The organism is Bacillus xiamenensis, assembly GCF_000300535.1.
GTDB classification, from domain to species: domain Bacteria; phylum Bacillota; class Bacilli; order Bacillales; family Bacillaceae; genus Bacillus; species Bacillus xiamenensis.
In genome coordinates this window covers 37,988-51,048 of the sequence record NZ_AMSH01000008.1, presented here as the reverse complement: position 1 = coordinate 51,048, position 13,061 = coordinate 37,988, and the positions used below count along the sequence as shown (strand labels likewise).

Here is a 13,061-nt window from a genome sequence, read left to right as displayed (position 1 = left end):
TTTTTATGATCATATAAATAAAAAAAAACAGCCAATTGATCTCAATCGGCTGAATTTTGTCGACTAAAAAAGCACGATTTAAAATATTTTAAGAAATGATGGGTTGAAAATTGATATGAACTGGTTGGGACAAATATTAGGTAGCGAATGGCACATCTCTCCTGCTGGAGGCGCTACGGGAGATGCGTACTTCGCAACACACAATGACCAAAAGCTATTTTTAAAACGCAATACGTCACCGTTTCTTGCGGTTTTGTCAGCTGAAGGCATTGTGCCGAAGCTTGTCTGGACAAAACGGATGGAAAATGGGGATGTGATCACTGCGCAGCACTGGCTGAGCGGCCGAGAGCTGAAGCCAAAGGACATGAATGACCGTCCTGTTGCGGAGCAGCTTAGAAAAATTCATACATCGAAAGAGCTGCTTGATATGCTGAAACGATTAGAAAAGCACTCGCTTGACCCTGAATCCATTCTGATGCATCTCAAGCAGTCCATCTTAAAAGAGCAGATTGAATCACATGATATCGCGCGTGCTATCCAGTATTTAGAGCAGCATGTGGAGGCAGTCCAATTCGAGGACAAGGTCGTATGTCATTGTGACCTCAATCATAATAATTGGCTGCTCACAGATGAAAATCAGCTCTATTTGATTGATTGGGATGGGGCGATGATTGCGGATCCAGCGATTGATCTTGGACCGCTCCTCTATCATTATGTTGAAGAAGAGAACTGGGAAAGCTGGCTCTCGATGTATGGTGCCCCGCTGACAGACAACCTGCGAAAACGCATGGCATGGTATGTGCTCGCAGAAACCGTATCGTTTGTCGTTTGGCATAAAAGAAAAGGCAATGAAAAGGCGCAAAAAGAAGTGCAAGCGGAGCTAAGCGCATTGTTAAAACGGTTAAACATCCATTAAGACAGTGGAATGTTCTCGACCCACTCCGACAGATGAGATTGATGCTCCTCGATATGTGCATCAATTGAACTGACAGAAGTGCCCTTTTGGCTGTAATCATAAATATCTGTCAGCAGCTGGCGAATATCAGGATCAAGATCTTCTTTTGCCAGCATTAATTGAATCACGCGTCCCACCTGTTCATATTCTGCAATAGTCCCGCAGCAATCCAGCTGGTGATCAGTTAAAATATCTTTGATTAATTGAAGCTGATGTTGGCTGTTTAATCCCATGTGAATGCTCCTTTCAAGCATGTCATTTATGTGGTTAAACTGTGCATTCAGCATTGATTTTATACATGAAAAAGACCAGCCCAAATAGGAACTGGTCTTTTTCATATGGGCATATGAGATGCTGTCTTGCGGGTCTTTATGTTTCGTGGTATCTTGATAAAATGTAAAGAAAATAGAGGTGTATCAAATTGAGAATGCGACATAAACCGTGGGCGGATGATTACTTAGCTGAAAATGCTCATATTGCTTTAGCAAACCCCGAGCAGTATAAAGGGAAATGGCATGAGCTGTTTGGAAATGATCATCCAATCCATATTGAAGTCGGTACAGGAAAAGGGAGCTTTATTGCTGGAATGGGCAAGCTTCATCCTGATATCAACTATATTGGTATTGAATTATTTAAAAGTGTCATTGTGACGGCAGTTGATAAAATCAAAGAAACAGATGTTGAGAACGTAAAGCTTTTGAACATCAACGCTGAGACATTGACAGATGTGTTTGAGGAAAATGAGATTGACCGGGTGTATTTGAATTTCTCTGATCCGTGGCCAAAATCAAGGCATGAAAAACGCAGATTGACATTTAAAGCTTTTTTAGAGCGATATGAACAAATCCTCCGCCCAGGCGGTGAATTACATTTTAAAACAGATAACCGCGGGTTATTTGAATATTCTTTAAAGAGCTTTTCTGCCTACGGACTCCTTTTAACGTATGTGAGCCTTGATTTACATGAGGATGGTCTAGAAGGAAATGTGATGACAGAATATGAAGAGAAATTCTCTTCTATGGGACAGCCCATCTATCGATCAGAAGTGAAATTCCCAGAATAACAAGTGAAGAAAAAGCTGGCTGCAACGAACGATTGCGGACAGCTTTTTTTGATGAAAAGATTAGCACATGCGATTTTCGGCTGTATTTGCTACGATAGAAAAAGGAGGGATGACAGCATGGAGACAATGAAAATAGGTGACATGGAACTATTTTGGTTAAACGGGGGAGATACCCACATGGACGGCGGTGCAATGTTTGGAGTGGTGCCAAAGCCATTATGGTCAAAAAAATACCCTGTGAATGATCGCAATCAAATTGAATTACGGTGTGATCCAATTCTCATACGGTGGAACGGTCTTCATCTGTTAGTAGATTCCGGTATCGGTTCAGGGAAGCTGACAGAGAAACAAAAACGCAATTATGGCGTCACTGAGGAAACGAAAATAGAAGAATCACTTGCCGCTCTCGGTCTACGCCCAGCCGATATAGATTACGTATTAATGACTCATCTGCACTTTGATCATGCAAGCGGGCTGACAAAACGTGAAGGCGATGAGCTCGTGTCTGTTTTTCAACAGGCAAAAATCATCACGTCCAAAATTGAATGGGACGAAATGAGACATCCGAACATTCGCTCACGAAATACATATTGGCAAGAAAACTGGGAGCCAGTAGTTGATCAAGTGGTCACATTTGAAGAAAGCATTGAAGTCACAGAGGGCATTCAGCTGCATCATACAGGCGGCCATAGCGAAGGGCACAGCATCTTAACACTCACAAGTCAGGGCGAAACAGCAATTCATTTAGCTGATATCATGCCGACACACGCTCATAAAAATCCACTTTGGGTTCTGGCATATGATGATTATCCAATGACCTCGATCCCAGCTAAGCAAAAATGGCAGGCATTCGCAGAAGAAAAAAATGCATGGTACTTGTTTTATCATGATGCCATTTACCGAGCTGTGAAGTGGGACCCAGACGGGACAATCACGCATGAAGTCAAAAGAGAAACCGGAAGATAGTATGTTTTTTCGCCTTTCACACAAAATAACGACAAAATGAACTTGTGAAAGGAAGAGTGCAGGTGAACCAATTTTATCGTGTACACGGTGATGTCATCGAGACACCATTAAGAGGGATAGAAGTCATGTCTATCCCTTATTTAAACAAAGGGGTTGCATTTACGAAGGAAGAGCGGGAAGAGCTTGGTTTAAAGGGATTTCTCCCACCTAAGGTCTTAACATTAGAAGATCAGGCAAAGCGTGCATATGAGCAGTTTCAAGCACAGCCGGACGCCCTTGGAAAAAATGTGTATTTAACAGCGCTTCATGACAGAAACGAAGTGCTCTTTTACAAATTATTAAATGAGCATTTGGCGGAAATGCTGCCGATTGTATACACCCCGACCGTAGGAACGGCGATTCAACGTTACAGCCACGAGTATAGAAAACCAAGAGGACTTTATTTATCCATTGATGACTTAGAAGGCATGGAAGAGATTTTTGCCTCTTACGGTGTCGATGAATCAATTGATTTAATCGTTGCGACGGATGCAGAAGGTATTTTAGGCATCGGAGACTGGGGCGTTGGCGGAATTGCCATTTCAGTCGGGAAGCTGGCTGTTTATACAGCGGCGGCAGGTATTGACCCTAGCCGTGTGCTGGCAGTGGTGCTTGATGCCGGGACGAACCAAGAAAGCCTCTTAAATGATCCGCTTTATGTCGGCAATCAGCACTCCCGCGTTCGAGGAGAGCGGTATGATCAGTTCATTGATCAATATGTTGAGCTTGCCCGCGCCACCTTTCCAAATGCACTCCTTCACTGGGAAGACTTTGGTACAAAAAATGCCCGCGCCATTTTGGAAAAGTATAAGGACCGTATTTGTACGTTCAATGATGATATTCAAGGAACAGGAGCGGTTTCACTTGCTGCGGTTTTGGCATGTGCAAAAGCATCAAAGGTTCCGCTGAAAGACCACCGAATCGTCATCTTTGGAGCAGGTACAGCAGGTATTGGAATAGCTGAGCAAATTCGTGATGCCATTGTAAGAGATGGAGTCAAAGAAGAAGCATCATATGACCAGTTCTGGTGTATTGATAAAACGGGATTGCTTACAGATGATTCACCAGACATTCAGCCATTTCAAAAGCCATATGAAAGACGTTCTGATGAAGTAAAGGATTATGCTCGTAATGGCCCAAAGCACTCCATTGATTTATTAGAGGTCGTGAAGCAGGCCAAACCAACAATTTTAATTGGTACGTCGACCGTAGGAGGCGCATTTACTGAGGAAATTGTCAAAGAAATGGCGTCACATGTAGAGCGCCCAGCGATTTTACCGATGTCTAACCCAACACCTCTTTCAGAGGCAAAACCGGAGGATCTGATCGAGTGGACAGAAGGACGTGCGCTTGTGACAACAGGAAGCCCATTTGATCCTGTGGAATACAATGGGGTGACCTATGAAATTGGGCAGGCAAATAACGCCCTCGTCTTTCCTGGTCTTGGTCTTGGAACGATTGTGTCTAAAGCCCGGCTGATGACAGACAGCATGTTTGTAGCAAGTGCTGAAGCCATTGCGAGCATGGTCAATGTCGGAAAACCGGGTGCGGCGATGCTTCCAAGTGTCGATCAGCTCCGAACGGTTTCAGCGACAGTGGCTGTCCGCGTGGCACAAGCGGCGATTGACGAAGGGGTTGCTGAAGAAACGCCTGATGATCTCATACAGGCCGTGCAAGATGCCATGTGGCACCCTGTGTACAAAAAAATCAAAGCCGTATAAAAAAGGCTTCGCAAGGACACGTCTTTGCGAAGCTTTCTTATTTAAGCAACAGAATCAATGACATCAACAATCATACCTGTTTTTGCATCAATCATGACTTCGTACTGTTCAAGCTCGCCAAAGGCAGAGCGTGTAATGCCAGATTTGTACACATCAATTGTTTCACCGTTTACGGTATAAGGTTCTGGTACAGTGTAAATCCAAGAGCCATCAATCGGGCCGCGTTGTTTAAAAGCAGATTTTACAATTTTCAATGCTTTTTCAGACGAGATGTACGCAGGGAAAAAGATTTTTTTGGCAACAATTGCAGCGGCTACGCCAATACTTGCACCAATCAGAACATGTTTTAACTTCAACGTGCTGCACCTCCGTATTGCTGTTTTTTCCATTATACAAAACTTGTCCTGTGATGTTAAGAAATCCGAATACTTGAAAGCATATTCAAAATTTCTGGAGAGATACTTGGAAAACCGAAAGAATTCTTATAGTATAAAGGGAGTGTATGTTTATAGGAATTTATATGGTCATTACATAGAAACGAGGGTAACTGTCGAATGAACAACGAAACATTGTCGCTTTTCCGAAATTTAACAGAATTACAGGGAACTCCAGGTAATGAGCACCATGTGCGTGCTTTTATGAAAAAAGAACTTGAGAAATATTCCGATGAGCTCATACAGGACCGCCTTGGCGGGGTGTTTGGCGTACGTAAGGGTTCGGAAAAGGGACCGAAAATCATGGTGGCTGGTCATATGGATGAAGTCGGCTTCATGGTCTCATCAATTACGAAAAACGGGATGATTCGTTTTCAAACACTTGGCGGCTGGTGGAGTCAAGTGATGCTCGCGCAGCGTGTGGATGTACATACCGATCACGGACCAATCCCTGGTGTCGTGTCAAGCACACCTCCCCACCTTCTGACACCAGAACAAAAAAATAGACCAGTGAAGCCGTCAGATATGCTGATTGATATTGGTGCAGATAGTGAGGAAGAGGCGAAAGAGCTTGGCGTTCGCCCAGGACAGCAAATCGTTCCTGCGACGGTCTTTACCCCAATGGCCAATCCTAAAAAGATTTTAGCCAAGGCTTGGGATAACCGCTACGGGTGCGGACTTGCCATTGAATTATTAAAAGAATTAAAAGACGAAACCCTTTCATGTCAGCTGTATTCAGGTGCAACAGTTCAAGAGGAAGTAGGGCTAAGAGGGGCAGCGGTAGCAGCGAATATGATTCAGCCTGATCTATTTTTTGCTTTAGATGCAAGCCCTGCAAATGATGTGACGGGTGATCACACACAATTCGGCCAGCTTGGAAAAGGTGCACTTCTTCGTATTGTTGATCGAACGATGATTACGCACCGGGGCATGAAAGACTTTGTTCTCGATACAGCTGAAACAAACAATATCCCATATCAATACTTTGTATCGCCGGGCGGAACGGATGCTGGACGTGTTCACATTTCGAACCAAGGTGTACCGTCTGCTGTGATTGGTGTGTGCGCGCGTTACATTCATACAAGTCATTCTGTCTTGCATGTAGATGATTATGCTGCCGCAAAAGAATTAATTGTCCAACTTGTCAAAAACTGTGATCAAAGCACGGTGGATTCGATTTATCAACAGGTGTAAAAAATAAGAAAAGGCTGCCCTTTTCATGAGAGCGGCCTTTTTTCCTATTCCTGTTCAAACACGTATGATAACGCCTTAATGGCTTGATTGACTGTTTCCACAGTAACATTTGCTTTGTTGGATAGTTCTTTTAATGGATGGTGTAATTCCTTAGGGCGAATCAAAATAAGAGGTTTTCCTTTAGCGATGGCGGAAGAAGCATCCATTGCAGTGTTCCACTGTTTATATTTCTCACCAAACCGCGCAATGACGACGTCCGCTTTATTCAATAAAATTTCGGTCCGGAAATTGTTCAAATCAGAAGCCGCATCGTCTTTAAAAATGGCATCTGGCTGCTCACCTAAAATATCTTCCCCGATGTGATCCGAGCGGTCATGATTCTCCATTGGGCCCACAAATGTCACTGGTAACTTTAACGATTGGCTTTTCTCCTTGATTTCATCACGCCACTGGCTATGTATTTCTCCAGCTAAATAAACCGTTAATTGCATAACGATCTCCTCCTTGTGCACAAACTTAGTAAAGGTTTGCCCTGTTTCTTTTCATGTTACACAAGAAGTGCTTGATAAAGCAAAAAAAATATGATTATGATATTCATGGTAGAGACTATTTTTCATCGTAAGAATACTACATATAATAGGAAGGACAGGCATCTTCGTCTTTCCTATGAGAAGGCAGGAAGACGACATTGATGACTTATTTGAAAAGAAAGGGTCTTTCCCTTTCGCCAAAGGTGTATTTTATTGATGCACTCTCTTATATGGCTTTAGGTCTATTTGCTACATTAGTGGTAGGGCTGATCTTAAAAACAGCAGGCGGTCTGTTATCACTGCCGCTTATCATCAAAATGGGAACGCTTGCCATGGGGCTCATGGGACCGGCAATCGGTGTAGCCGTTGCCTATCGCTTAAATGCGTCTCCTTTGATCATTTTTGCAAGTGTTGTCTCAGGTGCCGCTGGAGCAGAGCTTGGGGGACCTGCTGGAAGTTTTGTGGCTGCTCTCATTGGTGTAGAATTAGGCAAACTTGTTAGTGGTGAGACGAGAATTGATATTATTTTAACGCCGCTTGTGACCATTATGACAGGCTTTCTCACCGCTGCTTTCATCGGCCCTGGGATTCAGGCGGTGATGACAGGGCTAGGCAGGCTCATCGTATGGGGGACTGACCAAAGTCCACTGATGATGGGCATGCTGGTCGCAACCATTGTTGGACTTGCGCTCAGCTCACCGATTTCAAGTGCTGCGCTTGCGCTGATGCTTGATTTGACCGGGACAGCGGCCGGTGCTGCAACGATTGGCTGCTGCGCGCAGATGGTCGGTTTTGCCGCTGCAGGTTTTAGAGAAAATCGCTTTGGCGGTCTTGTTGCTGTTGGTATTGGGACGTCAAAACTACAGCTGCCGAACATTGTGAAAAATCCCCTCATTCTCATTCCGCCGACCATTGCGGGCCTGATTCTTGCGCCAATTGGTATTATTGGCTTTGGGATGGTCAATAATGCGGCAGGAGCGGGGATGGGAACGAGCGGTCTTGTCGGTCAGCTCATGACACTGACAGTCATGGGGTTTCATCCATCCGTTTTCCTCGCGATTGCACTCTTGCATATCGTTGGCCCGGCAGTGATTAGTTTGGTAGTATCAGAATGGATGAGAAAGAAAGGCTATATACAATTTGGAGATTTAACCATACAAACTGGAGGAATCAAACATGAAAAAAATTGAATCAAACGAAGAATTACAAAAAGTGATTCAAGAAGACTTAACCGTATTACTATTTTCAGCTGACTGGTGCCCGGACTGCACATTTATTGAGCCGTTTTTGCCAGAGCTTGAAGCAAACTATCCAGAATTTGAATACTTCTATGTGGATAGAGATCAGTTCATCGACACTTGTGCAGAGTGGGACATTTACGGCATTCCAAGCTTTTTAGTTTTTAAAAACGGAAAAGAGATCAACCGTTTTGTCAGCAAAGATCGTAAGACAAAGGAAGAGATTGAAGCATTTTTAACAGATTCTCTTTCTAAATAACAAAAGGAGAGTCTTATTATGGCAAAAATGACATCCAGACAGCTTGCCAATCAATTGAAAAGCCGTCTGACGAGTGACAGCTGGACACACCAGTTTGACCGGGAAAAAGATACGCTTCGTATTGAAGATAAACAAACAGGGAAAGGCATCACACTTGAGCTTCCGCCGATTATTGCGAAGTGGGAAGTAAAGCCTGATGAAACCCTGGATGAGATCGTCTATTATGTGAAAGAGGCACTAAGTGCAATGAAAGGCGAAGCGCAGCACATAACAGGCAAAGAGAAGCAGATTTATCCGGTCATTCGTTCAACCTCCTTTCCAGAGACATCAAGTGATGAGACGCCGCTCGTTTTTGATGAGCATACAGCTGAAACAAGAATCTACTATGCACTTGACCTTGGGAGCACCTACAGATTAATTGACGAGAAGATGCTTCAAAAGGAAAACTGGACAAAAGAGCGAATCAGGGAAACCGCAAGCTTCAACGTCCGCTCGCTTGAAACGGTAGTGAAAATGGATGAAGTTGCTGGCAACCGTTTTTATTTCTTCCGTGCAAATGACGGGTACGATGCAAGCAGAATACTAAATGAATCAATTTTACAAGAATATGCGCAAAAAATAGAGGGGCAGATGGCCATTTCTGTTCCCCATCAGGATGTGTTCATCATTGCAGATGTTCGCAACGAATCAGGCTATGATATTTTAGGACAAATGTCGATGAGCTTCTTCGCTAGCGGCACAGTCCCAATTACCGCATTGTCATTTTTATATGACGAGGGCAAGCTTGAACCGATCTTTATTCTTGCAAAAAGCAGACCAAAACAGCAGTAGAAGGGAATTTTGACGAATGAATGTTTTTTATAATGCAGAAGGTGTAGGCGACACACTCCTTATTTCATTGAAAGATGTCACAAGAGAAGAAGTAGGTCATGAGACGTTTGGAGATGTCGTAAGAATTTTCAATCAAGAAACAAAAGAAACAACAGGCTTTAATATCTTCAACGCATCTACTTACATGAAAATTGAAGAAAACGGATCTGTTCCGCTTTCTGAAACACTTGTTCAAGATATCAATGAAATTTTAAACCGCAACGGTGTCAGTGAAACATTAACTGTCGATCTATCACCAAAGTTTGTTGTGGGCTATGTGAAGGAAAAGGAAAAACATCCGAATGCAGATAAATTAAATATTTGCCAAGTCGATGTTGGCGATGAAACATTACAAATCGTTTGCGGTGCACCAAACGTCGACCAAGGTCAATATGTCGTGGTTGCAAAGGTCGGCGCAGTGATGCCTAGCGGTTTGGTCATCAAAGATGCTGAACTAAGAGGTGTCCCTTCAAGCGGAATGATTTGTTCAGCAAAAGAATTAGACATTCCAAATGCGCCTGCTGAAAAAGGAATTCTTGTACTAGAAGGCAGCCGCCAAGCCGGCGAACCCTTTGAAGTTTAACTCCCATAAACGGGCACATATGAGCGAAGAATGTGTTATACCAAAAGTCACTAAGTACGTACTTAGTGACTTTTTTTCATCTCCATACAGCACGAACAGCAAGGAGTGGCACTTTTCTTGCTTTTCTGCATGAAAAAGCAATGGTATACTAAAAATCGCCCAAGAAAACGTAAGGGGAGTTAAAGTGAGTGATAAATGATGAGTTGGTTAGATAAATTTTTCAGTGTGTTTTTAGGAGAAGAAAAAAAAGAAGAAAAAGCTGAGAGACCGGAAGCAGGTCCGGCTGCGCCAAAGCAGTCAGCTTTTGAACAAAATAAAGAATATAAAAAAATTGAAGATACAAAAGTGTATTATGAATATCCAAAAGGGAACTTCCGCTTTCCTCTTGTTCCAGATGAACCTGCGCGTGAGGGAGCGAAGCAGCAGGAAAGAAGGCGCCCGCGTCAGAGCCGGCCAAAGGCAAAGCAGACGACCAATCAGCCAAAACAAACGGTGCAGCCTGATCTCAACAAAAAGCCATTTAAACCAGAGCAAATCCCTTCACCCATCTATGGCTACCATCAGGATATGCGTCCAAAACGCACAGAAGCCAAAGGAGAAGCTGCCTCTGTTCAAATGAAGTCAGCAGAAGAAACGTCACAGCGTGTCACACTGCTGTCAGAAGAGGCAGAGCGTGAGCGGAATGTGAGACAGCAAATGAACATCCCGTCTATACGAAAAGAACAACGTATGGAAGACTTGGTGTCAGCTCCAACAGAAGAAAAAGTAGAGAAACAATCTGTCACGACGCCGCATACTTTGCAAGAGGAACTCGCTTATCAAGATCACGTTCAATCAACGATGGAACGTTTATATGACGAGCCTTTTAGTGAGACAGAGGATCAAGAGCAAGCTTTGTCACAGGCCGAAGACGATCAGGAAGCATTCTTACATATGGAGCAAGCTGAAGCATACGAAGAGTCGGTAGAGATGGGGCAAGAACAGTTCGTCACCGTCAAACAAGAAGAAAAAGACGAGCTGAATCCGCTTGAAGGTGATGCGGAGGGAAAAGAAACATTCACATTTGAAACAGCTGAAAACACACCGTCAGCGATTGAAATGGAAATAGACAGCCCAGTAGAAGAAACTGCGGTAGTAGAAGATATAGCTATGGAGGATGCAGAGACATCTTCACTAGAAGATAAACAAGAAGACGCTATAGCAGCAGAATTTGAAGAAGCTGAGCCAATGATCATACAGGATGTGCAAGAAGGTCATGCTATGGCAGAAGATGAGATCGCAGATGAGGATGAAATCCTGCCGGCAGAACAAGTAACAGATGAACTGACTGCCTCTGAACAGGCTGGCATCGCCATAAATCAAAGAGAGCAGCAGGAACAAACGCATGAAGATAAGCGTGAAGTACCAAAGCAATCATCACCAGAACCAAGGCGCTCAAGCGGTCAAACCTCCACTGTTCCTTTTAACGTCATGATGCTAAAAAGTGACCAGCGCGTGCAAGGGCAGAAGAAAACCGCAGATGCACATGGATATGTTTTTCCAAGCCTAGCCCTTCTAGACGTACCGCCAGCTCAAAAAGAAGAGGACGGAACATGGGTAAAAGAACGGGCAGAACTGCTCAATGCAACGCTGAAAAATTTCAATGTCAGAGCAAGTGTGGTTCATGTCACACAAGGCCCGTCTGTCACAAGATTTGAAGTGCATCCTGAACCAGGTGTGAAAGTAAACAAAATTACAAACCTGTCAGATGATATTAAACTTAGTTTGTCTGCAAAGGATATTCGAATCGAAGCACCGATTCCAGGAAAGAACACGATCGGTATCGAAGTGCCGAACCTGCACAGCAAAATGGTCTTCCTAAGAGAAATGATCAGAAGCAGTGCATTTAGAGACAATCCATCTCCATTAACAGCAGCGCTCGGATTAGATATTTCAGGTCAGCCAGTTGTCGTTGATTTGCAAAAAATGCCGCACGGCTTAATTGCGGGAGCAACAGGTTCTGGAAAAAGTGTCTGTATAAATACCATTTTAGTGAGCTTAATGTTTAAAGCCTCACCAGATGAAGTGAAAATGCTCTTAATCGACCCTAAAATGGTTGAACTAGCGCCTTATAATCACATTCCGCATCTTGTGAGCCCAGTCATTACCGATGCCAAGACAGCGACAGCTGCTCTGAAATGGGTAGTAGATGAAATGGAAAGACGCTACGAACTGTTTGCACACTCCGGTGTGAGAGAAATCAAACGATTTAATGAACTGGTAAAAGAAAAACAAATGGGTGAAAAGCTGCCGTATCTCGTCGTTGTCATTGATGAGCTGGCTGATTTAATGATGGTTGCACCAAATGAAGTCGAAGAAAGCATTTGCCGGATTGCACAAAAAGCAAGAGCCTGCGGCATCCATTTACTCATTGCGACCCAAAGACCGTCAGTTGATGTCATCACTGGACTCATTAAAGCGAACATCCCAACAAGAATTGCGTTTTCTGTTTCTAGTCAAGTCGATTCAAGAACCATTATTGACATGGCAGGTGCAGAAAAGCTTCTCGGCAAAGGAGACATGCTCTTCTTAGAAAATGGCTCAGGCAAGCCGACGAGGCTGCAAGGGAACTTTGTATCAGACCGAGAGATTGATGAAGTTGTAGCGCATGTAAGAAAACAGCGCAAGCCCGTGTTCCTTTTTGAACAGGAGGAATTAATGCTCCAAGGCTCTGCCATTACAGACGAAGACGAATTGTTTATGGATGCGTGCCGGTTTGCCATCGAGCAAAATAGTGCCAGTACATCCAGTTTGCAAAGAAGATTTAGAATTGGCTACAATCGTGCAGCGAGATTGATTGACATGATGGAACGTGAAGGAATGATCTCTGGCGCAAAAGGCAGTAAGCCAAGAGAAGTCCTCATGACACTAAGTGACTTAGAACAATTGATCTAAACAAACCACTTCATTTTTTTGATAAACATGGTATGATAGCACATAGGTGCAATTTTGGAATTGGACGCTTTTTGCATGCCTGTCTAACCGCTTTTCAAGTGAAATAAGCGAAAACAGGTGTTAGAAATGGGAAAGTTGTCGGATACTAATCATAGTTAATATTGATTAGAATAGGAAGATCGGAAAAAATCTTTATTTGGAGCTGCGATCTGTGATCAGCTAGAGACAAAAATCACAAGTTGCAAATTGAAATGAGCGTCATATACTGTAAGTCA

13 protein-coding genes are annotated in these 13,061 nt (G+C 43.5%); 10 read left to right on the top strand and 3 right to left on the bottom strand.

Annotation, left to right across the window (positions count from 1 at the left end):
* Positions 1 to 115: 115 nt before the first annotated feature.
* Positions 116 to 916, top strand: coding sequence for a phosphotransferase family protein (locus BA1_RS05040; protein ID WP_008356403.1), 801 nt, complete (start codon positions 116 to 118; stop codon positions 914 to 916).
* On the opposite strand, the gene BA1_RS05035 is transcribed toward BA1_RS05040, so the two are convergent.
* Positions 913 to 1,188 carry a YtzH-like family protein gene (locus BA1_RS05035; protein WP_008356401.1) on the bottom strand — a complete coding sequence of 92 codons (276 nt, stop codon included), beginning with the start codon at positions 1,186 to 1,188 and terminating at the stop codon, positions 913 to 915. The genes BA1_RS05040 and BA1_RS05035 overlap by 4 nt on opposite strands.
* 188 nt (positions 1,189 to 1,376) lie before the next feature.
* Between BA1_RS05035 and trmB the strand changes: the two genes are divergently transcribed.
* The 3 genes from trmB to BA1_RS05020 all read left to right on the top strand — a co-directional run bounded on the left by trmB (position 1,377) and on the right by BA1_RS05020 (position 4,744).
* Positions 1,377 to 2,018, top strand: a complete 642-nt coding sequence (gene trmB / locus BA1_RS05030) for a tRNA (guanosine(46)-N7)-methyltransferase TrmB (RefSeq protein WP_008356399.1) — start codon at positions 1,377 to 1,379, stop codon at positions 2,016 to 2,018.
* Positions 2,019 to 2,135: 117 nt separating this feature from the next.
* Positions 2,136 to 2,984, top strand: a complete 849-nt coding sequence (locus BA1_RS05025; RefSeq protein WP_008356398.1) for a YtnP family quorum-quenching lactonase — start codon at positions 2,136 to 2,138, stop codon at positions 2,982 to 2,984.
* Between the two features lie 62 nt (positions 2,985 to 3,046).
* Positions 3,047 to 4,744, top strand: a complete 1,698-nt coding sequence (locus BA1_RS05020) for an NAD-dependent malic enzyme (RefSeq protein ID WP_008356396.1) — start codon at positions 3,047 to 3,049, stop codon at positions 4,742 to 4,744.
* Between the two features lie 41 nt (positions 4,745 to 4,785).
* Here BA1_RS05020 and BA1_RS05015 read toward each other — a convergent pair whose 3' ends face one another.
* Positions 4,786 to 5,100, bottom strand: coding sequence for a PepSY domain-containing protein (locus BA1_RS05015; RefSeq protein WP_008356395.1), 315 nt, complete (start codon positions 5,098 to 5,100; stop codon positions 4,786 to 4,788).
* Between the two features lie 198 nt (positions 5,101 to 5,298).
* On the opposite strand from BA1_RS05015, the gene BA1_RS05010 reads away from it, so the two are divergent.
* Positions 5,299 to 6,372, top strand: a complete 1,074-nt coding sequence (locus BA1_RS05010; RefSeq protein ID WP_008356392.1) for a M42 family metallopeptidase — start codon at positions 5,299 to 5,301, stop codon at positions 6,370 to 6,372.
* A gap of 44 nt (positions 6,373 to 6,416) precedes the next feature.
* On the opposite strand, the gene BA1_RS05005 is transcribed toward BA1_RS05010, so the two are convergent.
* Positions 6,417 to 6,863 (bottom strand): YtoQ family protein, encoded by a 447-nt coding sequence (locus BA1_RS05005; protein WP_008356391.1) that lies wholly within the window; start codon positions 6,861 to 6,863, stop codon positions 6,417 to 6,419.
* A gap of 200 nt (positions 6,864 to 7,063) precedes the next feature.
* Between BA1_RS05005 and BA1_RS05000 the strand changes: the two genes are divergently transcribed.
* The 5 genes from BA1_RS05000 (at position 7,064) to BA1_RS04980 (ending at position 12,786) form a co-directional block, all read left to right on the top strand.
* Positions 7,064 to 8,092 carry a PTS sugar transporter subunit IIC gene (locus BA1_RS05000; RefSeq protein WP_008356388.1) on the top strand — a complete coding sequence of 343 codons (1,029 nt, stop codon included), beginning with the start codon at positions 7,064 to 7,066 and terminating at the stop codon, positions 8,090 to 8,092.
* The gene (locus tag BA1_RS04995) at positions 8,079 to 8,399 is read left to right on the top strand and encodes a thioredoxin family protein (RefSeq protein WP_008356386.1); all 321 of its coding nucleotides are present in this window, start codon (positions 8,079 to 8,081) and stop codon (positions 8,397 to 8,399) included. The genes BA1_RS05000 and BA1_RS04995 overlap by 14 nt, the downstream gene beginning before the upstream one ends.
* Before the next feature lie 18 nt (positions 8,400 to 8,417).
* On the top strand, positions 8,418 to 9,230 hold the full coding sequence (locus tag BA1_RS04990; RefSeq protein ID WP_034738405.1) for a DUF1444 domain-containing protein: 813 nt from the start codon (positions 8,418 to 8,420) through the stop codon (positions 9,228 to 9,230).
* A gap of 16 nt (positions 9,231 to 9,246) precedes the next feature.
* Positions 9,247 to 9,852: a YtpR family tRNA-binding protein gene (ytpR, locus tag BA1_RS04985; RefSeq protein ID WP_008356382.1), complete on the top strand. Its 606-nt coding sequence runs from the start codon at positions 9,247 to 9,249 to the stop codon at positions 9,850 to 9,852.
* 195 nt (positions 9,853 to 10,047) lie between these two features.
* Positions 10,048 to 12,786 (top strand): DNA translocase FtsK, encoded by a 2,739-nt coding sequence (locus BA1_RS04980; RefSeq protein ID WP_008356380.1) that lies wholly within the window; start codon positions 10,048 to 10,050, stop codon positions 12,784 to 12,786.
* Positions 12,787 to 13,061: the final 275 nt, after the last annotated feature.